The organism is Massilimicrobiota sp. An80 (genome assembly GCF_002159255.1).
Classification (GTDB): Bacteria; Bacillota_I; Bacilli_A; order Erysipelotrichales; family Coprobacillaceae; genus Allocoprobacillus; species Allocoprobacillus merdigallinarum.
Window position 1 is genome coordinate 36925 of sequence record NZ_NFHI01000002.1, and the last position, 23289, is coordinate 60213.

Below are 23289 nucleotides of genomic sequence, written 5' to 3' on the forward strand. Positions count from 1 at the left end.
CTCGTGTTTTTATTTTTGTATTTCAAACTGACTATAATATAAATGATGATAAAAGCCATGCTTTTTCAATAACTCTTCATGTTTTCCCTGTTCAATAATTTGTCCATGATTCATGACAAGAATCTGATCAGCTTTTTGGATAGTTGATAAACGATGTGCAACAATAAAGGTTGTACGTCCTTCCATCATTAAATCAAACGCCTCTTGAATTTGCTTTTCAGTACGTGTATCAATTGAACTTGTCGCTTCATCTAAAATCAACATTGGTGGTTTGACTAACATAATACGTGCAATGCATAATAGCTGTTTTTGCCCCTGTGATAGATTTCCACCTTCTTCGCTAATCATTGTATCATAGCCATCTTTTAACTGAATAATAAATTTATGTGCATGAGCTTTTTTGGCTGCTTCTATAATTTCCTGATCAGTTGCCTCTTTTTTTCCATAAGCAATATTATCCCTGATACTTCCTTGAAATAACCAAGAATCTTGTAAAACCATTCCATATAGACTTCTAACATAATCACTGCTCATATCCTGAATATCAATGCCATCAATGCATATTTGACCATGTTGTGGCTGATAAAATTTCATTAATAAATTAATAAAAGTTGTTTTTCCACATCCTGTTGGTCCTACAATTGCAATAGTTTGCCCTGGTTTTGCTTCCACATTGAAATCTTCTATGAATGGTTCATCATCTCGATAAGAAAAACTGAGGTGTTGAATCTGGACATGTCCTTGAATATACGAAAGTGTTTTCGTTGGACCCTGTTTAGGACTTGAATCTATATCTAATAAATGAAAAACTCTTGAAGCACAAGCCAATGCTGTTTGTAATTCGGTAAAGACATTAGAAATTTCATTAAAAGGTTTTGTATACTGATTGGCATAACTTAAAAAACTTGATAAAGCTCCAACACTCATAGAACCACCAATCACATATAAAGATCCTGCAATACAGACACTGGCATAAACAATATTGTTGACAACTCTTGTACTCGGATTGGCTAATGCTCCTAAAAACTGTGATTTAACACCACTGATATAAACACGCTGATTGATTTCTTCAAAGCGCTCCTGATTTGTTTGTTCATAACCATAAGCCTTGACAACTTTAACACCGCCAATCATTTCTTCTACATAAGCACCAAGTTCTCCTCTTAAAGCCAGCTGTTCTTGAAAATACTTATATGTCTTATTGGCAATAATTGTTGCTACAACCAATGATAAAGGTGTTAAAACAATCACAATCAATGCAACTGTTGTTTGAATATATAACATAAAACAAATCGTTCCAATAATAGTCGCAATCCCATTAAATAAATGTGTAAATCCCTGTAAAAGACCATCACCAATTAAATCTATATCATTAACCATACGACTTAACAGATCACCATGAGCATGACTATCAATATAACTTAAAGGCAATGTTTCATATTTTTCAAATAATTGATCACGTAAATCTTTTGTAATCGCATATGTCATACGATTAGATAATCTCACTACCAGCCAATCAAAAATTTCCGCAATCAGAACACTTCCCAATATCCAAAGCATTTTTTGAAATAACAAATCAAACGCCACAAGTCCCTGTCCAATAATATGATCAACAGCCTGTCCAATAAAAACAGGTGTCAACAATGTAAAAACAATCTGTCCTGATGAACATAATAAAGCACAATATAAATATTTCATATACGGGCGACAAAATGATAATAAACGCTTCATTGTTTTGATATCCATTTATGCCACCTCCTTAGACATTTGTGATGTGACAATTTGTTGATATATTTCACAAGTTTTCGTCAACTCATCATGTTTTCCCATTCCCACTAATTCACCATGACTCAAAACAAGAATCTTATCAGCATGCATAATTGCACTGACACGTTGAGAAACAATAATTGTTGTTTGAGGAAGTGTGGAAATGGCTTTTCTTAAAGCAGCATCAGTCGCAAAATCCAATGCACTGGCACTATCATCTAATATAAGAAGTTCAGGATTTCTCACCAATGCTCTAGCAATCGTTAAACGTTGTTTTTGTCCACCAGAAAGATTATGTCCACCTTGTGTAATATGACTATAAATGCCATCTTTCCACTCATCTACAAATGATGCCTGTGCCAAATGCAAGGCCTGTTTGACTTCATCATCGCTAGCATTTTCTTTAGCCAAACAGATATTTTCTTTAATCGTTCCTGTAAAGAGCGTAGCCTGTTGTGGAACCAAACCAATCATCTGTCTTAAAGAAAATAAAGAATAGTCTTGAATAGGTTTGTTCTTGATATAAATTTGTCCTTGCGTCGCTTCATAGAAACGAGGAATCAGATGGATAAGAGTTGATTTTCCCGAACCAGTCCCACCAATGATTCCAATTGTTTCTCCCTGACGAATAGAAAAAGATATATCATGCAATGCATGGCTCCCCTGATATGAAAAACTGACATGATCAAATGTCACCAATGGACCTTCTTGATTATCAATAAGACATTTTCCATTCTGAATAGCCGGTTGAATAGCTAAAACTTCCTGTACACGTTTATAACAAGCTGTTGCTTTATTATAAATGACTATCACATTAGCAAATGCAAACATTGATAATAGAATTTGATTCATGTAATTGATTAATGCTATTACTTCTCCCTGGGTTAAATATCCCGCATTGACCTGTAAACCACCTGCATACAAAATGACCAAAATAGCACAGTTGACAATCACACTGGTACTTGGATTTAAAAGTGCAGAAAGTTTTCCAACCTGTATTTGCATATCTTTTTGTTTTTGAGTTGCCTGTTGAAAACGTTCTTTTTCTTGTTTCTGTTTAGAAAAAGCGCGAATCACACGAATACCAGCTAAATTTTCACGACAAATCAATGATACATGATCCAGTTGTTTTTGAATTTTTAAATAAAGGGGCAGGGATTTTGACATCACTCCATATATCGCTAAAGCGAGTATTGGTGCTGCACAAATAAAAATCAAAGCAATCGGTACTGAAATACGAAAAGCCATGACTAATGAACCTAAAATTAAAAATGGTGAACGTGATGCCAAACGAATCGTCATCGCAACTGCCAACTGTAATTGATTCGTATCATTAGTGATACGTGTCATTAATGATGGAATTCCAATTTCATCTATATTTTCATAATCATAAGCATGAATCGCTTTAAACATATCATTTCTTAAATAAGTTCCAAATCCCTGAGATGTTTTTGAGGCAAAATACTGACACACCAAAGCACAAGCATATCCTAATAAAGCTAATGCCAATAATAAAAGGCCTTGTTGTAAAATGTATGGCTGATCCTGATGAGAGATACCATAATCAATAATATCTGCCACAACAATAGGTACAATCAATTCAAAAAAAGCTTCTATCAATTTAAAGAAGAAACCAATAACAGCTTCTTTACGATACGGTTTTAAATATTTCATCCACATGTTTTTATCATTCCTTTTCTTGATTTATTATAACGAAAATTGTATTATATGTATAATATATATAAAGTATAATTGGTATACTTTTAGGATATGGTGATTCAATGGAAATTAAACAGATGATTTATTTTAAAACAATTGTAGAAGAAGGAACAATTTCTAAGGCAGCGAAAACTTTACATATGGCACAACCCCCTTTATCTATGCAACTGAAACAATTGGAAGAAGAACTCGGTGTGACTTTAATAAAACGTGGACATCGAAAAATAGAATTGACTCAAGCTGGAAAAGTCCTTTATAAAAGAAGCTTACAGATGATTTCTTTAAACGAGATGACATTTCATGAAATTCAAGATATGCAAAATGAAGTTTTAAGAATTGGGATCACATCTTCTAATTCCAATATTCTTCCAAGTTGTTTAGCTCAAAATCAAAATCTAGCCCATGTTTCTTTTCGCATCTATGAAGGAAGTACTTATGAAATCATAGACTTATTAATGGCACATCATATTGATTTAGGCATTGTGCGTACCCCTTTTGATCAAAGCCAACTGCATTGTCAGGCGTTTTTAAAGGATCCTATGGTCGCCGTTGGTATTCCTGAACTCTTACATTCCAACATGACACATATGTCAGACTATCAAAATAAACCATTAATTATTCATCAGCGTTATTTATCACTTATTACTGATTATTGCCTGAATCTTCATTTTCATCCTTATATTAAAATTACATGTGATGATTCAAGGACATCTTTACAATGGGCTCAAGCTGGTTTGGGTATTGCGATTGTGCCACAAAATATCCTTACTTTCTATCCAGACTCCAAGCTGAATCATGTGATCCTCGAAGATGAAGTTTTAAAAACAGATTTAACATTGATTACACGTCCTCATGAAGTCTTAAATACGTCTTTGCAGACACTTATTGAATTATTTGCGAATCAGCAGAAAGGATAATATTTATGCAACTATCTCAATTCCCTCAATTTGAAATTATCATTTTACATCTATTGAAACAACAAGATTTTTCTGGTGAACACATTTATCAGATTTTAAATAAACACTTTCAAATTATTGAAGGAGATATTCTCATTTCACTTTTCTTTCTTCAAGATACACATCTTATTTCAAGCTATTCATTAGAAAACATTGTTTTCTATCACATTGAAGATCCTGGTCTTGTCAGATATACAACATTAAAAAGAGAATATCAAAATATTCATCAATCTATGGAGGCATTATTACAAAATGAAAAAACAAAAATTCAATAATAAAAATACTAAAAAATATTATCATCAATTATATACAACATTTCCATTACACAATGTCCAAGAAAAAAAGTTTCTCACATTCTTCAAAACAAGATTACATGAATATGAGCGACAATATCCTGATTGTTCCTATCAGGATTATATATATCATTTTGGACTACCTGAAGATATTGTCATTGATTTTTATCATCACTACGATCATCATTATGCTATTACACATATGAAATCTCGTAAAATTCTTCAATATGCTTCTATCATTCTTGTTCCTTTAATAATGGCATGTATCATCTATATTCTTTATACAACTTATCTTTATTATCAAAATTATATAGAAAGCTATCCTCTTTATCAGGAGGAAATTATCTATGACTATGGTGATATCCCCATGTATGAATAAATACAGGGATATTTTTTATTTCATATCATTAGAACACAAAAAAAGCCATTGATTTGTCAATGACTTTCATTAAGAAACATGATCTCTTATTTGTTTATCTAAATCAATATTAGGTAATGTAAATCCTCTACCTTTAACACTATGTATTTCACTACCAATAATAAATGCAGTTGGATCAATTTCCATAACCAAATCATTAATAACAGGATATTCTCTGTTATTGACAACACATAATACTGCTTTTTGCTGATCATGGAAATATCCTGTTGTGACATTGACAAAAGTACAACCTCGATCTATTTCTTTAAAGATAGCTTCAGCAATTTCTTCATGATGAGCAGAAATCACAAGTACCTGAAGATTTCTTTCTCCAAAGATTGTCACTTTATCTAATACAATAGCTGTAATAAACACTGTGATAATTCCATATAAAATACCTTCAAAGCTCGTAAAGAATGATTGTCCCAGTAAAACAACAACATCAAATAAATAAACACAGACTCCAAGTGAAATATGAAGCTTTTTATTCATAATGATGGGTGGTATATCCATTCCTCCTGTACTATACCCTACTCTAAATACAATTCCACATCCCAGTCCAGTAAATAATCCAGCATAGATGGCTGATAATAACATATCTGAAGTTAAATGCTGAAGTTGTGGAATGGCTTCAAACATTGCTAAAAAGAAGGGAAAAATCAAAGAACTTAATATTGTTCCAGCAGCAAACTTCTTACCCAAAACAATAAATCCAAGCAATAACATCACCATATTAATGACAAATACAACAGTTGCATAATTGACTGGAATAAATTCACAAATAATCAAAGCAATCCCTGTTGCTCCTGCAACAATTAAGTTAGATGGAACAGCAAATACAGCGACACCAAAAGCCAAAATTAAATTGCCTAATAACACAAGCAATGTATCACGTACAAGATGTTTTGCCTGATGCATTAGTCATCCTCCTTTACCATTGATTTTAAATAGGCATAAATGCATTCATCCAAATCCCCATCTAAAATAGCTTTAGGATTATTAGATTCATAACCACTACGATTATCTTTGACCATAGAATATGGATGTAAAACATAAGAACGAATTTGACTTCCCCACTCGATAGCCTTTTGTTCCCCTTTAATTTCATTAAGCTCAGAAGCCTGTTTTTCTAACATGAGCTGATATAATTTAGATTTCAGCATAATCATAGCTTGTTCACGGTTTTGAATCTGTGAACGCTGTGATTGACATGTTACCACAATGTTTGTTGGTAAGTGCGTAATACGAATTGCTGAATCTGTTTTATTAATGTGCTGACCTCCAGCTCCAGAAGCACGATAAGTATCAATACGGATATCATGAGGATCAATCTCAATTTCAATATCATTGTCAAATTCTGGCATGACATCCACAGAAGCAAATGATGTATGACGACGTTTTGACGCATCAAATGGCGAAATACGTACCAGACGATGAACACCTTTTTCAGCTTTTAGATGTCCATAGGCATTATATCCCACAATACGCAAACTGACTGACTTCAATCCTGCTTCTTCTCCATCCAAGTAATCAAGGACTTCAATTTTCCAACCTTTTTTATCAGCATATCTTTGATACATACGCATCAACATGGATGCCCAATCCTGTGATTCTGTTCCTCCAGCACCTGGATGAATTTCCAATAACGCATTATGATGATCATATTCACCTGAAAATAAAAGCGTTTTTTCAAAATCATCCATTTCTTTTTCAAATGTTAAATAATCTTCATCCAAAACAGCTTTAAAGTCTTCATCATCACTCTCTTTGACATATTGATAAGTTTCTTCTAATTCATCTAAAGCTGTTATTAAATGATCATATGTATCAGCTTTCTTTTTCATTTCATTTAATTGATCATATATTTTTCTAGCATGGTCTTGATCATTCCAGAAGTTTTCATCCATTGTTTGAACTGTTAAACCTTCAATTTCTCTTTTTAAGCCATCAATATCAATCGAAATAAAAAGTTCATTGAGTAAAGAACGGGCTTTTTCAAGCCCATTCTTCATTTCATATAATTCCATTAATCTGCTTTAAACTCCAATTCTATCTGAACAGCTGGAATTTGTTTTTCCTGATCACTACCAGGTGCAATACCCATATGAACAATATTTCGTGTAATATCTTGAGAAATTGATTTTGTCATTTCTTCAAACATGTAGAAGGCTTCTTCAGTATATTCTTGAAGTGGATCTCTTTGGGCATAAGCACGCAAATAAATACCATTTCTTAATTTTTGCATAGCATCAATATGATTAATCCATGTATGATCAATAACCCCTAATAAAACTCTTCTTTCATAATCCAATTTCACTTCTGCTGGTAAATCTTTATTAAATCTATTTTGATATTGTAAATAAATCACTTCAGATAAACTTGTTGATAATTTCTTTGCATCATGTTGTACTGCTTCTTTATTTTTAGCTGTTAACGTAGCTAATAACATATAGTTTTTAGAAATATAGTTTAATGCTCCATCAACATCCACATTATCTTTTTTACCATCATGTTTTGTAAATTGACGTACTGTATGTTCTACAGCCTGATCAAACATACCTCTTACAATAGGTCCTAAATCTGTTTGTGACATAATATCATCACGTTCTTTATACATAATTTCACGTTGTTGACGCATCACATCATCATATTGTAATAACTGTTTACGAATATCAAAGTTCTGACCTTCAACACGTTTTTGTGCATTTTCAATAGATTTTGTGACCATCTTACTTTCAATCGCTTCATCTTCTAAGAAAGATCCCATTCTATCTTTCATCTTTTCATTTGCGAATCTTTGCATCAATTCATCTTCAAATGATACAAAGAACAATGAACATCCAGGATCTCCCTGACGACCAGAACGACCTCTTAACTGGTTATCAATACGTCTAGACTCATGTCTTTCACTTCCAATAACCATTAATCCTCCAATTTCAGGAACACCTTCACCAAGTTTAATGTCAGTCCCACGACCAGCCATGTTCGTTGCGATAGTTACAGCTCCCATAACTCCAGCTTTTTCAATAATCAAAGCTTCTTTCGCATGGTTTTTCGCATTTAAGACGTTATGTTTAATACCACGTTTATTTAACATCTTACTTAATAATTCTGATGTTTCTACTGAAACTGTCCCTAATAAGATCGGTTGTCCATAACTATGTCTTTTTTCAACTTCGTCACAAATCGCTTTATATTTAGCAGCCTGTTTAGCGAAAACCAAATCTGGTTTATCATCTCTAATAACTGGTTTATTTGTTGGAATTTCTACAACACGCATATTGTAGATTGTTCTGAATTCTTCTTCTTCTGTTTTTGCAGTTCCTGTCATCCCCGCTAATTTATTGAATAAACGGAAGAAATTTTGGTAAGTAATTGTCGCTAATGTCACTGTTTCCTCTTTAATCGGAACTCCTTCTTTAGCTTCAAGTGCCTGATGTAACCCATCACTATATGCACGACCTGGCATCACACGACCAGTAAACTGATCAATAATCATAATGCTGGCATTTCTGATATCATGGCTTCCATCTTCAGTTGCAATCATATATTCTACATTCAAACTCATTGTATAGTTAGCTTTTAATGCCTGATTGATATGATGTACCAAAGCTGTATGCTCAGGATCATATAAATTTTTAATCTTAAAAGCTTTTTCTGCTTTAGAAATACCTTCAGCAGTTAAAGCAACAGTTTTACTTTCAATATCAACTTCATAATCTTTATCTTCACGTAAAGATTTGACAAACTTATCAGCTTGAATATATAAAGCTGCGGTATTTTTCTTACCACCAGAAATAATCAATGGTGTTCTTGATTCATCAATTAAGATAGAGTCAACTTCATCAACCAATGCAAAATTTAATGGTCTTAAAACTTTATCTTCTAATCTTGTCACCATATTATCTCTTAGATAGTCAAATCCAAGTTCAGCATTTGTTGTATACGTAATATCACAAGCATGTTGTGCACGTTTTTCTTCTTTAGATAACTCTCTTTTATTTAACCCAACAGTTAAACCTAAAAATTCATACACTTTTCCATTGTCTGTTTTATCACGTTCAGCTAAATAATCATTAACTGTCACAACATGAACACCTTGTCCAGTTAAAGCATTTAAATAAACTGGGAAAATAGATGTTAATGTTTTTCCTTCTCCAGTTTTCATTTCTGCAATATCACCATTATGAAGTGAAATAGCTCCCATAAGCTGAACTTTAAATGCTTTTAATCCTAAACGTCTAAATGCAGCTTCACGAACAGTCGCAAAAGCCTCAATTAATAAATCATCTAAAGTTTCACCATTTTGTAGACGTTCTTTAAAAAGATCAGTCTGATGAGCTAATTCTTCATCACTCATTGCCTGATAACGAGGCTCTAAGTCCATAATTTGTAGTGCCTGCTTTTCTAACTTCTTTAATATTTTATTATCTTGTGAAAAAGCCTTTTTGATAGAACCTAAAAAACCTTTCTTTTCCTTTTGTGGTGTTGTATTAAATTCAATCGGTTGTAATGGTTTTTTCACCACATCATCAAATGTTTCTACAACAACATCTTCACCTAAATCATCGTTTAAATCCACGATTTCGGCATTAGGATTCAATCCAAGTTCTTCTAATTCTTTGGCTTCTTTCTTTTTTAATTGCTTTCTAATTTCTTGTTTTTTACTTGCCATGAATAAATCTCCTTTCATGCATATTGAAACATTTCACATTATAGCATATAATCTTAAGAAAACAAAGTAAATATCATGTAAAATTCATGAACAAAACAAAAAGAGATATGCTTTCTACATATCTCAATTTCATCAAATTTTCACAACATGTCTGGCTTGCAAACCACGTTCTGTTGAATAAAGCTCAAACTCTACCAGTTCACCTTCATTTAAAGATTTATATCCATCTTGTATAATTTGACTATAATGAACAAAAACATCTTTTCCTTCACCACGATCAATGAACCCAAATCCTTTTTCAGCATTAAACCATTTTACTTTACCTTGCATATTCACAACTCCTTTACTTCATGGTTGTGTCTATTATAAATGATTAATTTTAAAAAAGAACGCAGATCCTGTCGATGAATTTTATTTTTCTTTCTATCAAAGTTTATCTTTTTTATAGTCATTTCCCTGGAAATTATATTTTTTTAGCGAATAAAGTTTGTATGAACTGATTCTTCTTTTTCTGGCAATCCTAGCTGCTTTTTACCTAACTGAATACTTTTGATAAGAAAAGCCATATTCTTACCTAAAGTACGCATCGTTTGTAATCCTTCCAAATCCTGTTGGACTTCTTCAGGTGTATTGCCGTGCACCATATTCCAATATTGACTAGAAACAATTGGCATTTGAGAAATTGTAAAGTATTTATTCAATTCATCAAAAGTAGCTGTTGTTCCAGCACGTCTGGCACTGACAACGGCTGCTCCAACTTTCATTGTTTTATCTGCCAAAGTACTATAGAATAAACGATCTAGAAAAGAAATCAGAGTGCCATTGGCACTGGCATAATACACAGGACTGCCAATGACAATACCATCACTTTCAGCAAATTTCTTTGAAACTACATTGACTTCATCATCAAAAACACATTGTCCATTTGTTTTGCATTGACGACAACCAATACAACCACGAATATCTTTTTGACCAACTTGAATGATCTCTGTTTCAATATCTTCCTGTTCTAATGTCTTTGCAACTTCATTTAATGCCGTATAAGTACAACCTCTTGGACGAGGACTACCATTAATTAAAAGAACTTTCATTGTTTTCATCTCCTATTCTGACTCTATTATAATACTTTTTCCTCATATAGAAAATGATGAAAATGTACACTTCTTTATAAGAAATGTACATTTATATTGTTTGAAAGCTTTTTGTTGATAAGACTAATAATTCGATGCATTGAGGATGGCCTGTCTTAATGAGAGATAGACAAGCTGTTAATGTTGATGATGATGTGACCACATCATCAAAAATTAAAACTTTTTTTCCTTGAAGTTCTTCTGGATGATGAATACCTATTTTATGAACAACATTTTTTCTCTCTTCAAATGATAAGCCACTTTGTTTATATGCTTCTTTTTTATACAATCCTGTAAACACATGTTGTGAAAATGTATAAGCTATGGTTTCCATTGGAGCAAAACCACGTTTTTCATTTTCGACTGATGAACTCGGGGCTACTGCTATCAAATATTCATCATATTGTGTTTTGAACTTGGATAAATACGTACAAAGAAACGCATCTTTGAGGGCATAATCATAGAGTCCTTTATACTGATAGAGAAGTGTTCTAAAAAATTCATTGTATTCATAAAGAATCCTTAAAGGATAGTGATGAAAAGTTGTCTGGATATCAAGAACATGAAATTGTGATAAGCAGTTTTGACAAAGCGATAATGGGCAAAGAAGATGAGCTAAAGATATTTGTTTCAGGAGTGGCGCATGACAAATCAGACACTCATCTGATTGAGATTTTTGATTGTATGAATGCATTGTCTAATAGAGGAGGTATGTTCATTTGATAATATGTAAACATGACCTTGAGGATGAGAAATTTTACGCCCCACGCGTCCTGCTATTTGAATCAGTGTTCTTCGATCAAATAAATCATGTTCACCATGATAAACAATAACCTGTACATCTTCTATTGTGATTCCACGTTCTAATAATGTTGTAGAAACAATCACATCAATATCGCCATTTTTTAAAGCCATCAGATTATCTTGATTATGTTTGTGTATAGATGATACACCACGAACTCTTAAATGTGTATAAGACTGTAATTGACAAGCCAGTTTATCCACATCTTGAACGAGTGGTACAAAAACAATGACTTTCTTTTTCCATTTCTTAAGCAAAAATGAAATCAATAACACTTGTAAACAATGAGGACAAATGATCAGTTGAGGTACTGGAAGATCATAGCCATGGTATCTTCTATTCATAATTAGTAATTCTTCACCATCAATATCCTCTTTGACAAATGTAGCACTTAACTTAACATAATTTCCAATACAACAACGCATAAAAATTTGTTGTAAGACAGGATTGCCATAAAATGGAAAGGCATCCACTTCATCAGCTATCATCAGATGAAATCCACTTTTTTCAAAACGATAAAGCTGGTGCATAGTACATACTATCAATTGCGCATTGATATTTTCAATATGTCCACCATAAACCAGACCAATATCTATTTGATGAAAAGCTTCTTTTATTCTTTGATAAAGCTCTTTAACCAATTCTTTACGTGGAATACAGAAACATACACGATCACCTCTTTGTAAGGCATATTGTATTAATTCAAAAACAATTTCGGTCTTGCCAGATCCACAAACTGCCAAGACTAAGGAATGATAATGATTTTGATAATTGTAAACCAATTGTCTAGATATATCCTGTTGGGATTTTGACAATTCAAAATCAAGAGAATATCTTACTTTTTGTGGAGGAAAACGTGTATGATCTTGAGTATATGGCTCATCTACCCAAACACGATGAAAAGCTATACATTGTCGGCAATAATATTTACCATGAAGCTTATATAAACGTTTGACATTTTGATTATGGCATCTTGGACATTCCACTTTTCATCACCCACCTGTATCATAGCATAGATCTATCATTAAAAATCTCAAGTTTGTCTTCTTTTTTTCTCTGATTTGTTTCATATTTTTTAAATCCATTCATACATTGTATGGGGTGAAATCTATGTGTGGTATTATAACAATCTGTAATTATTCAAAACATTTATTTGATTATGATGAGAAAATCATGACAATGACAAAGTTACTGCAAAAACGTGGTCCTGATCATATCGGCTATATGATGACACCACATTGTTTAATGGGACATACACGTTTAGCAATCATTGATTTAAAGAATGGCAATCAGCCTATTCTCTATACCCATCATGAGAAAACATATCGTATGACTTATAATGGTGAAATCTATAATATGACTCAAATCAAGAATCATCTGATTGAATTAGGTTATACGTTTCATACAATGAGTGACAGTGAAGTTGTTTTAGCTGCATATATTGAATATCAGGAACACTGTCTGGACTTATTTGAAGGTATTTTTGCGTTTGTCATTGATGATGGACAAAAGCTTTTTGCGGCCAGAGATCCACTAGGTGTCAAACCACTTTACTATACCTTACAAAAAGATACACTTGTCATTGCCAGTGAAATCAAAAGTCTTTTAAGCTATATTGGAAAAGCAGTTGTGGATGAAAATGGGGTGAAAGAATTATTAGGACTGGGACCAAGCTTAACACCAGGATTAACACTTTATAAAGATATATACGCTTTAAGACCTGGCTACTACTTATATTTCCAAAAAACACTGCATATTCAATGTTATTGGAAGCTTCATGATGAATCACATGATGAAAATTTAACTGAAACTATCCAACACGTTCGTCATCTTGTCATTCAAAGTATCCAGCATCAATTATTAAGTGATGTTCCATTATCAACCATGTTATCTGGTGGGCTGGATTCTAGTATTATTACAGCCATCACTTCACAATATGTACGTCCACTTTCGACTTACAGCGTGACTTATGAAGACCAGGATAAATATTTCCATGCCTATGATTATCAGACAACAATGGATGATAGTTATATTCAACAGATGGTATCACGTTATGCAACACATCATCATTCTATTGTTTTAAAACAAACTGATTTAATAGAGGCTTTAAGGGAAGCACTCATTGCCAGAGATATGCCAGGTATGGCGGATATTGATGCAAGCTTTTTACTGTTTTCTAAAGCTATTTCAAAAGAACATAAAGTCACATTATCAGGTGAATGTGCTGATGAAATCTTTGGAGGATATCCATGGTTTTATAAAGAAGAACTCTACAACCAGCCTTATTTCCCTTGGATGCGTGATTTAGATCAGAGATTAAGTATGTTTAATGAAAAGGTTCAAAAATTAAATCTTAAAGACTATATTATTCAACGTTATCAGGAATCTTTACAGGAAATTCATACTGACAATCGTAAAAAACAGCTTATCTATCTCAATACACAATGGTTTATGCAAACACTTTTAACACGTGCTGACAGTCAAACCATGCGTGCTTCCTTAGAAGTCCGTGTTCCATTTGCTTCAACTCAAATTTTACAGTATCTCTATAATATGCCTGAAGCCTATATGTTTGATCAAGGTGAAGAAAAAGGTATTCTTCGTCAGGCATTTGCTGATTTTTTACCAGATGATATTGTGCATCGAAAGAAAAACCCATATCCTAAAACTTATTCTCCACTATATGAAAAACTAATTGAAGACAAATTAAAAGAATCCCTTAAGGATCCTTCTAATATCTTATTTCAATTCTTTGATATTCCAAGACTGGAAAACTTCATTCAATCACATGGCCAAAGCTTCACTGCACCATGGTTTGGTCAACTCATGATGGGTCCACAACTTATGGCTTATTTCTATCAAATTTATTTATGGGGAAAAATTTATCATATTCAACTTGAATTTTAAGCAGGGGATCCTGCTTTTTCAATATCTTCATAATAATAAGAATATGGATGTTCTTTGAGATATTCATCAATTGCTTTTCGACCTTTATCAGGATAATTGGTAATCAGTCCACTTACTCCCATATCTAAATACTGTTTCATTTTCTTACCATTATCTACCGTCCATATATAAATAGGAATCATTTGAGATGTTGCCTTTTGGATTAGAGACGTACTCGCACGATTCTCTTCAATCGCTAAAAAATCTATATCCATATCCCAAATACTATTATCTATATCACCAATACTTCCATAAATACAATAACCAACCCACCACTTTGGATACAAATGCTGTAAATAAGCAACACTTTGATAATGCAGTGACATAAAGATAGCTTGTGATTCAAAATGATATTTTTGTATAATCTTGACAACTTCATCTACCATTTTTCGATAGTTGTCATTGGTTGGCTTGAATTCAATCAGTAATTTGACATCTAATTGTTGTTCCTGCATTTTTTGAATCAGATGTTCTAAAGTGATAGGACTAGCCGTTAATCCCTGGTCATATAAAGATAGATTTTCAAATTCCTGAGCTGATAATTTTGAAACGGGTGAAGAAGAGTCAGATAATCGAGACATCGTTGTATCATGATAAACAACAGGAATTTGATCTTGTGAAAGCTGAATATCAATTTCCGCAAAATCACTGCCACACTGATTGGCATTTTCTACAGCTTCAAAAGTATTTTCTATGACATATCCTGAACCTCTATGCCCGATCACATAAGGCTTATGTAATCTTGAATCTTGATGCAAATAAACGAAACTTCCAACAATCACACAGACAATACAAATCAAACGAATCGTTTTTTTATAAGTCTGAATCCATTGAATTTGAAAAACACGCTGTTTTATTTTTTCAATCAATGATGTGAAATGATTTTGAATATTAGCTAATGTCTGTTGTAAACGGGTTGTATCCATCTGAACATCCTGAATTGTCATAAAATGCGTTTCATATTGACAAAATAGAGATGCCAGAAATCTTAAAAAGAATATCATTGCAATCACGGATAATAAAAAGACAATTATATATTGAATCACACTATAACGAAATGAAGCAAAATGAACAAAATATTTAATCAAATAAATATTAAAATCTCGATTATGTAACAATGGATAAGGCAAAAGACTCATCATTATATTTTCTATGACTACCCATACGACAATCCATAATAAAATCTGTATTTTTTGATGAAAAGTTATTTGTTTAATCATCTGATAGCTTTTCTTAACCGCTGTGATCAATGAATCATGTTCAATAACCAAATAAAATGGTACAAAAATCATAACTATGAACAGTCCATAATAAAGCATATATATAAAAAAGATCAGTATTTGTCCTAGCCCTGTTAACTGTAATTCTTTAAAGATAAAAGGAGGTATATTCCATCTAGGAATATAGTTATTCAAATACCCGACATGAACTAATGGTAATAATAAAATAAGGTATAAACCACTCAGTATAAACGTTGGTTTATGTATATTTTTTAAATCTTGAAAGCTTTTTAAAACAATATCTTTTAAATGATAAGATTGCTTTCGATATTCTAATATAACAATTTGTATCACAACATAAAGATTATAATAAACAAGAAGCATTATTGCTAATAATAGTACCAGTAAAATGATGATTCCAGGAATAGATAAAAAAACATCAATCATATTTTGATTAAAAGCAATACTGACTGAAACTTGACTCAAATATTCTTTTAAAATAAATCTTAATAAAGGACTAAAGAAAAAGAGAATCATGAGTTTATAGAAGATTGAAAACTGTAAAATATTTTTTATTAAAGCATCATATTTTTTATCTTTAAGCACCATAACTCCCCCCTCTCTTTTTCTTTATCATACATAATCTTGTGACTTTGTCAAATCCATTTTTTGAAAATAATATCTATAAATCAAAAGGGTTGCTATCATACTCATCACAGCAATATAAAACTCTGGATTACACCAATCAAAGCTTAATGCTAAATTAAAAGAACCAGAAATGGTAAGGATATGCCATGTTAAAAACTCATAAATCTCCATCGTCATAATACCAGTTAAACCAACATAAATCAGCATATAACTTGTTTCACCATAATGTGTCCATATACCAATCAATGTTAAAATCATACATGCCACTGCAATAGGATTATTTAATAAAATGAGTCCAGAAATATCCTGAACACCTCGCTGTCCACCAAACCAATCCATCAGCATTGTTGATAAACTTATGATAAAGATCACTGTCATTAATAATTTTCTTTTCATATTAACCACCCATTATCAGTATAATGTTTCACTTCTAAAATTTTCTTAAAAAATTCTTAATATTTCTTAAAAATAAAAGAACAAGATCATTCAAGACCTTGTTCCTTCTTTTATTTTCTTTGTTAAATCTTTACAAAAAACTTTCCTTCAAAGCTGTTCATTTAATTTTTTTATCTCTCTTCTCAAAAGACTTCCACCTTAAACAAATACCCATTTTTCATTGAGAAGATAATTATTGGAATCGAACTAACTCCACAACTGTACCAATGTATTATCTCGTCAGGTCATGGAAAATATGTTCTCCTAGAAACCAAATATTTTTTAATCATTAGTTATGGTTGGAAACTTATGGAAACTAAAACAATTCACTTTAATATGAAATTTTGTTGTAAAATCAAGGATTTCTAATATGTATTATCACTTATCAAGTTAAATCGGAAACTTATGGAAACTAAAATGAGTTATTTCAACAAAAAATTATGATATAAATTCAAGGTTTTCCAATATATATTAATGTTTTTAAAGTAAAACTGGAAACTTACAGAAACTAAAAATTTATGCCCAATAAGGTTTATAACGTCTCATTTTCATCGAAGCTGTTTCATCATATATTTTAATGTAACCAGCATCAATTGTACTCTTAATAATCTTGGAAATCATAGCTTTCTTGTTGGAACTCACACCAAATCTTTCTCTTAAAACAGCATTAGAAACATCTATTTCATTAATATAACAATAACAAGTATACAAATAACATGTTCTGATTCTATCATCTTTTTTCCAATCACTTATATCATTAAACCAGAATAACTTAATACGAGTAAAATCCTCAGATGTTTCAACCTTTGGTGCAGGTATCTTTAGCTCATTCATTCCTTCTTCCATACGATCAAATCCACTTCCTCGTTCTTCACAGATTCTTACTATTCTAAGAAAAGAAGCCATATTTTCATTTCTAGAATGCGGAGCAGTATCAATAATACGATCAATATCTACCAATAAACTTCCAGGATTTGAAGCTTCTACTCTGGTATCAAAAACTTCTAAAATAGGTCCACTACCATGCACAGCTAAATCTTGATGAATAATCATATTTCCGATCATTTCTCTAATTGCTTTTCTAGGAAACATAATCTTTTCTTCTCTACGACCGCCCTCTATAATTTCTTCTTGAGGAATTAATGTCATTACATAATCAGTAACATCATCAAACTGTATAGCATATCCCTTAGTAAATACCTGTTCTCTTAAAGCCTGTGTCCTACTACTTCCTTTATATTGAATGACACGTATAGCTTTACGTTTTAAACGAGAAAAATCATTAATATTTTTAGCAAATAATAGTGCCCCCATGTTTGTGATAGCATAATGACCATTATCCATTTCAACAATAAATTGTTCATCTATCATATTATGAATAATACCATCTCGATGACTTGGTAAAGGTAATTCCATAAGAGTGTAATATGCAGCACAATCTAAAAGTTCAGTTACTTTAGAAGCAGAAATATTTTCTATAGCTAACATAAGTTCAAAAGGTTTTTGTTCAAAAGATAGCCATAATTTACGTTCTTTTTCTGGAAAATCTTTAAGTTTCTTCTTATATGATCCCACTCTAATATATTCTTCATCTTTAAAACTCGTAGGTTGACTATGTGCATGTGGAATTTCTAATATCACAATGTTTTTATCATTCATAGAAACTTCAACAAAATGGAAATCAACTCTTGGTTTTAACAATCTAAATAACCAATTTTCTAATTCCTCATTACCAATCTTAAATTGTTTAGGCTTAAATTGAGTACCAACAATGTCATGTGTTCTATCTTCAATCCCCCAAATGATATACGCTTTATCCTTATCACATATTGATGCAGAATTACTTAACGCTGAAATATATTCACCTATAATTTTGGGATCATTGTTATCCACTTTGAACTCAAGCCATTCTCTTTCATTAGGTAAGTTTCTTAACCTTTTAACTAAACTTATATAATACTCTTGTTGTGCATCCATCTAATCACTCACTTTCTTAATTAGTATACGTTATAATTATTGAAAACATATCGTCAAATAAATCAAAATTATCAAATAATTGTACAATATCAATAATCCTTTCTTCTTTAATAAATCATTATTTTACTCCTTGAATAAACATTATTCATTATTAATTTTATCTTTATAAATATTATTTCATTTAATAAAAAAATTATATCATAGATTATATATGTATTCATTGATTTTTCTTTAATAAAGTTAAAAATTGAGATTACTTCATATCATGTAAAGATAATCTTAAGGTATTATTATTTTTTCATTTAATCTCAAACATTTCTTCTTGTTTTTTAGTTTCAAACAATACTCATATATAAAAATTTTTTAACATTATGACTACACCAACCCTTTTTTAATCCACAAATAATTAATAAGTTTTATTATATAGATAAAAAAACAAGATCATTCAAGACCTTGTTCTTTCTTTAATCTTTCTTGTTTATTTTTTTGTGTTTTGATGACTTTTTGACGAGAGAACTCTTCTCTATCTTTTTCATCTAAAGATTCACTAATGAATTTCACTGTTCTTTCAAATTCAGGAATAGAAATGTTTTGCAAGGCATTAGCACGTTTTTGTGTTTTACGAATAGCATTGGCTAGACGATAAACAGCATTTTCTATTTCTGCTAATTTCACAGTTAATTCTTTAACATGATAGAAACATCTATATGCATAATCCACTTTAGAGTTTGCTCTTTCAAAACCATATCCTAGACGAAGAGGTGTTTTTTCATAACTCACTTTTGGAATTTCGACTCCCATAACGCTTCGATAAGTCACACTCAATCCTTCATCAATAGGAACAGCTTCTACAATATCACTGATAATACCAAGTGACATGTTCGCTTCCTGAAGAGCATAATAAGCTTTCTGATAAGAATCTGTAATATCATCTCTGATCAATTTGACATCATCTAATAAATTCATCATTTCCTTGATGAGAACATTTCTTTTTTTATCCATCAAGTCATAACCCAAATATGCGAGTTCTAATGACTTTTTGGTAGCAATCAAATTCCCTTTTGTTGGAAAGACCTGATTAGCCATTATCTACTGCCTGCTGTAACTCTTTAATCATTGTATCTTCTTGAAGATCAAATTGAGCTACTGCCTTTTCATGATCATAGAATTGTTCTAACACCGCATTATCAATACGATCTAATTCATTCTTAGGAAGAACAGATAATAGAGTCCATCCTAAATCTAATGTTTCTTCAATAGATCTGTTTGTATTGAAACCTTGGTTAAGGAAATGTTGTTCAAATAAACGTCCAAATTCCATATATTTTCTATCAACAGGTGTTAATTCATCTTCACCAATAACTGATGTTAATGATTTAACATCCTGAACATGTGCATAAGCTGCAAATAACTGGTTAGATACATCTGAATGATCAGCTCTTGTATATCCTTCACCGATACCATCTTTCATCAAACGTGAAAGTGATGGAAGCACACTGACAGGTGGATAAATACCCATTGAATTCAATTCAGAATCAAGTGTAATCTGACCTTCAGTGATATATCCAGTTAAGTCAGGTACTGGGTGAGTAATGTCATTGTTAGGCATTGTTAAAATTGGAATTTGTGTCACTGATCCTTTTGCTGATTTAGAAATACCAGCTCTTTCATATAATGAAGCTAAGTCAGAATATAAGTATCCTGGATATCCTTTACGTCCAGGAATTTCTCCCTTACTTGAAGAGAATTCACGTAAAGCTTCACAATAAGAAGTGACATCAGTATAAATAACCAAAACATGCATATCATGTTCATAAGCTAAATATTCAGCTGCTGTTAAAGCACAACGTGGTGTTAATGTACGTTCAATGATTGGGTCATTAGACAAGTTCAAGAACATAACAACTCTTTGCATAACCCCAGCTTCTTCAAAAGAACGTCTGAAGTATTCAGCAACGTCATTTGTAACACCCATTGCCGCAAAGACAACTGCAAATCCACTACCATCATCATCTTTAACTTTGGCCTGTTTAACGATTTGTACAGCTAATTGATTGTGTGGCAAACCTGAACCTGAGAAGATTGGTAATTTCTGTCCACGAATCAAAGTTGTTAAACAGTCAATAGATGAAATACCAGTGTTAATATAGTTTCTTGGATAAACACGAGCAACTGGATTTAATGGTTGACCGTTAATATCCATAGATTTTTCAGCATAGATTTCTCCAAGACCATCAATTGGTTTTCCTGCTCCAGAGAACACACGTCCTAAGATTTCCTTAGATACAGGAAGTTCCATTGGATGACCTAATAATCTTGTTTTTGTATTGGCAAGAGATAAAGAGTTTGTCCCTTCAAAAACCTGTACAACAACTCTTTCTCCTTCAATTTGAACGATACGTCCTAAACGAGTTGAACCATCTTTTAATTGTAATTCGACCATTTCGTCATATGAAGCATCTTTAACATGATCTAATACGACTAATGAACCATTAATTTCGTTCAACCCTACATATTGTAGACTCATCACATTTTCCTCCTTTAGTCAATAGATGCAACTGCTTCATCAATTTCTTTATAATAATCATCAAATAAAGCTAAATTATTGTTAGGAACATCATATTTCATTTTGACAACTCTATCAAAAATACCTGTTTCCAAAATCAAACGAATTGGTTTTCCAGCACTGACAACTTCTTTACCACGTTTATATAAGTATAAGATGACTTCCATCATCTTTAATTGTTTTTCTAATGGTACATAAGTATCATCTGGATGGAATGCATTTTGTTGTAAGTAACCAACACGTACTAATTTAGCAACTTCAATCACTAATTTCTGATCATCTGGTAAAACATCAGAACCCATTAATTTGACAATTTCCATTAATTTTGTTTCTTCAGCTAAAATACTTGATAATTCCTGACGATCTCTTAAGAATTTTGGATCAACATTTTTATTGAACCATCTTTCAAGATCAGGAATATATTCACTATAACTTTGATTCCAGTTAATCGCAAAATAGTGACGTGCATAAGCTAAAGCTTTATCCAATGCCCAGAAAGTACGTACGAAACGTTTTGTATTTTGAGTGACTGGTTCAGAGAAGTCAGAACCTTGTGGTGATACGGCACCAATGATTGTGACTGAACCTTTTGTTCCATTTAAGTTATTCATATATCCAGCACGTTCATAGAATTGTGATAAACGTGATGGCAAGTATGCTGGGAATCCTTCTTCAGCAGGCATTTCTTCCAAACGTCCAGAAATTTCACGTAACGCTTCTGCCCAACGAGAAGTTGAATCTGCCATGATGGCAACATGATATCCCATATCACGATAATATTCAGCAAGTGTCACCCCTGTATAAATAGAAGCTTCACGCGCTGCAACTGGCATGTTAGAAGTATTAGCAATCAATACTGTTCTATCTGTTAAAGGCTTGTTAGATTTAGGGTCAATCAATTCTCTAAATTCTTCAAGAACCTGAGTCATTTCGTTACCACGTTCTCCACAACCTACATAAACGATAATATCGGCATCACACCATTTGGCTAATTGGTGCTGAGTCATTGTTTTTCCAGTACCGAATCCTCCTGGAATAGCAGCTGTTCCACCTTTAGCAATTGGGAACAATGTATCAATAACACGTTGTCCTGTCACTAATGGCATTGAAATTGGTAAACGTTTTGTAACCGGTCTTGCCTGTTTGATTGGCCATTTTTGTGTTAATGTACATTCCACAATTTCACCATCTGCCGTTTCAATCTTCATGACAACATCATCAATTTTGTATTGTCCAGATGGAGCCACTTCAATAACTTTTCCTTTTGTATATGGTGATACCATACATTTATGAGTGATTAAGTCAGTTTCAGGAATTGTAGCATAAATATCTCCACCTTTGACTTCATCACCGACTTTTGCAACCATTGTCACATCCCATAATTTATTTTTATCCAATGGATCAACATGGCTACCAGTTGGAATGAAAGCACCAGATTCTTTTGCAATTTCTTCTAGTGGTCTTTCAATACCATCAAAAATATTTCTTAAGATACCAGGACCTAAAGTAACAGAAATAGGTTGTCCAGTTCCATACACAGGTTCTCCTGGTTTTAATCCTGTTGTTGTTTCATAAACCTGAATTGTTGTTAATTCTTTTTTGATAGAGATAACTTCTCCAATCAATCTCGCATTACCAACATAAACCATTTCTAACATAGAAAAGGCATCTGTATCTTTGACTGTAACAACGGGACCATTGATTGAATAAATTACATTTTCATTCACACTCATACCT

At 32.2% G+C, this 23289-nt stretch carries 19 protein-coding genes; 4 read left to right on the top strand and 15 right to left on the bottom strand.

Annotation, left to right across the window (positions count from 1 at the left end):
* Positions 1-9 precede the first annotated feature (9 nt).
* The gene (locus B5G32_RS00895) at positions 10-1746 is read right to left on the bottom strand and encodes an ABC transporter ATP-binding protein (protein ID WP_087935520.1); all 1737 of its coding nucleotides are present in this window, start codon (positions 1744-1746) and stop codon (positions 10-12) included.
* The gene (locus tag B5G32_RS00900) at positions 1747-3441 is read right to left on the bottom strand and encodes an ABC transporter ATP-binding protein (protein ID WP_343286426.1); all 1695 of its coding nucleotides are present in this window, start codon (positions 3439-3441) and stop codon (positions 1747-1749) included.
* 107 nt (positions 3442-3548) lie between these two features.
* Here B5G32_RS00900 and B5G32_RS00905 point away from each other — a divergent pair, with 107 nt between their 5' ends.
* Genes B5G32_RS00905 through B5G32_RS00915 form a run of 3 tightly spaced genes read left to right on the top strand, consistent with a single transcriptional unit; the run spans position 3549 to position 5114 of the window.
* Positions 3549-4403 (top strand): LysR family transcriptional regulator, encoded by an 855-nt coding sequence (locus B5G32_RS00905; protein ID WP_087935522.1) that lies wholly within the window; start codon positions 3549-3551, stop codon positions 4401-4403.
* A 5-nt stretch (positions 4404-4408) separates the two neighbouring features.
* A complete protein-coding gene (locus B5G32_RS00910) occupies positions 4409-4717 on the top strand; it encodes a hypothetical protein (RefSeq protein WP_087935523.1) in 309 nt (102 codons plus the stop codon).
* On the top strand, positions 4695-5114 hold the full coding sequence (locus tag B5G32_RS00915) for a DUF6120 family protein (protein WP_087935524.1): 420 nt from the start codon (positions 4695-4697) through the stop codon (positions 5112-5114). The genes B5G32_RS00910 and B5G32_RS00915 overlap by 23 nt, the downstream gene beginning before the upstream one ends.
* A gap of 69 nt (positions 5115-5183) precedes the next feature.
* Here the strand turns inward: B5G32_RS00915 and B5G32_RS00920 are convergent, their stop codons facing one another.
* The 7 genes from B5G32_RS00920 to B5G32_RS00950 all read right to left on the bottom strand — a co-directional run bounded on the left by B5G32_RS00920 (position 5184) and on the right by B5G32_RS00950 (position 12746).
* The gene (locus B5G32_RS00920) at positions 5184-6071 is read right to left on the bottom strand and encodes a YitT family protein (protein WP_087244134.1); all 888 of its coding nucleotides are present in this window, start codon (positions 6069-6071) and stop codon (positions 5184-5186) included.
* Positions 6071-7180, bottom strand: a complete 1110-nt coding sequence (gene prfB, locus B5G32_RS00925) for a peptide chain release factor 2 (RefSeq protein WP_087304505.1) — start codon at positions 7178-7180, stop codon at positions 6071-6073. Before prfB ends, B5G32_RS00920 begins: the two co-directional genes overlap by 1 nt.
* Entirely contained in the window at positions 7180-9828 is a 2649-nt protein-coding gene (secA, locus tag B5G32_RS00930; RefSeq protein ID WP_087935525.1) for a preprotein translocase subunit SecA, read from the bottom strand. The genes prfB and secA overlap by 1 nt, the downstream gene beginning before the upstream one ends.
* A 132-nt stretch (positions 9829-9960) precedes the next feature.
* Positions 9961-10158, bottom strand: a complete 198-nt coding sequence (locus B5G32_RS00935; RefSeq protein ID WP_087244131.1) for a cold-shock protein — start codon at positions 10156-10158, stop codon at positions 9961-9963.
* Positions 10159-10301: 143 nt separating this feature from the next.
* Complete coding sequence (locus B5G32_RS00940) at positions 10302-10919, bottom strand: flavodoxin family protein (protein WP_087935526.1); 618 nt, start codon at positions 10917-10919, stop codon at positions 10302-10304.
* A 91-nt stretch (positions 10920-11010) separates the two neighbouring features.
* Complete coding sequence (locus B5G32_RS00945; protein ID WP_087935527.1) at positions 11011-11652, bottom strand: ComF family protein; 642 nt, start codon at positions 11650-11652, stop codon at positions 11011-11013.
* Complete coding sequence (locus tag B5G32_RS00950) at positions 11610-12746, bottom strand: helicase-related protein (RefSeq protein WP_087935528.1); 1137 nt, start codon at positions 12744-12746, stop codon at positions 11610-11612. The genes B5G32_RS00945 and B5G32_RS00950 overlap by 43 nt, the downstream gene beginning before the upstream one ends.
* A 124-nt stretch (positions 12747-12870) precedes the next feature.
* Here B5G32_RS00950 and asnB point away from each other — a divergent pair, with 124 nt between their 5' ends.
* The gene (gene asnB, locus B5G32_RS00955; protein WP_087935529.1) at positions 12871-14667 is read left to right on the top strand and encodes an asparagine synthase (glutamine-hydrolyzing); all 1797 of its coding nucleotides are present in this window, start codon (positions 12871-12873) and stop codon (positions 14665-14667) included.
* On the opposite strand, the gene B5G32_RS00960 is transcribed toward asnB, so the two are convergent.
* From B5G32_RS00960 to B5G32_RS00985, 6 genes are all read right to left on the bottom strand, one after another.
* Entirely contained in the window at positions 14664-16535 is a 1872-nt protein-coding gene (locus B5G32_RS00960) for a glycerophosphodiester phosphodiesterase family protein (RefSeq protein ID WP_087935530.1), read from the bottom strand. The two genes, asnB and B5G32_RS00960, sit on opposite strands and share 4 nt — an antisense overlap.
* Before the next feature lie 24 nt (positions 16536-16559).
* Positions 16560-16970, bottom strand: a complete 411-nt coding sequence (locus B5G32_RS00965) for a hypothetical protein (protein WP_087935531.1) — start codon at positions 16968-16970, stop codon at positions 16560-16562.
* Positions 16971-17525: 555 nt separating this feature from the next.
* Positions 17526-18986: an RNA-binding domain-containing protein gene (locus tag B5G32_RS00970; protein WP_087935532.1), complete on the bottom strand. Its 1461-nt coding sequence runs from the start codon at positions 18984-18986 to the stop codon at positions 17526-17528.
* Positions 18987-19427: 441 nt separating this feature from the next.
* On the bottom strand, positions 19428-20072 hold the full coding sequence (locus B5G32_RS00975; RefSeq protein WP_087244122.1) for a V-type ATP synthase subunit D: 645 nt from the start codon (positions 20070-20072) through the stop codon (positions 19428-19430).
* Positions 20065-21513 carry a V-type ATP synthase subunit B gene (locus B5G32_RS00980; RefSeq protein WP_087244121.1) on the bottom strand — a complete coding sequence of 483 codons (1449 nt, stop codon included), beginning with the start codon at positions 21511-21513 and terminating at the stop codon, positions 20065-20067. Before B5G32_RS00980 ends, B5G32_RS00975 begins: the two co-directional genes overlap by 8 nt.
* Positions 21514-21527: 14 nt before the next feature.
* On the bottom strand, positions 21528-23279 hold the full coding sequence (locus B5G32_RS00985; RefSeq protein ID WP_087305219.1) for a V-type ATP synthase subunit A: 1752 nt from the start codon (positions 23277-23279) through the stop codon (positions 21528-21530).
* Positions 23280-23289: the final 10 nt, after the last annotated feature.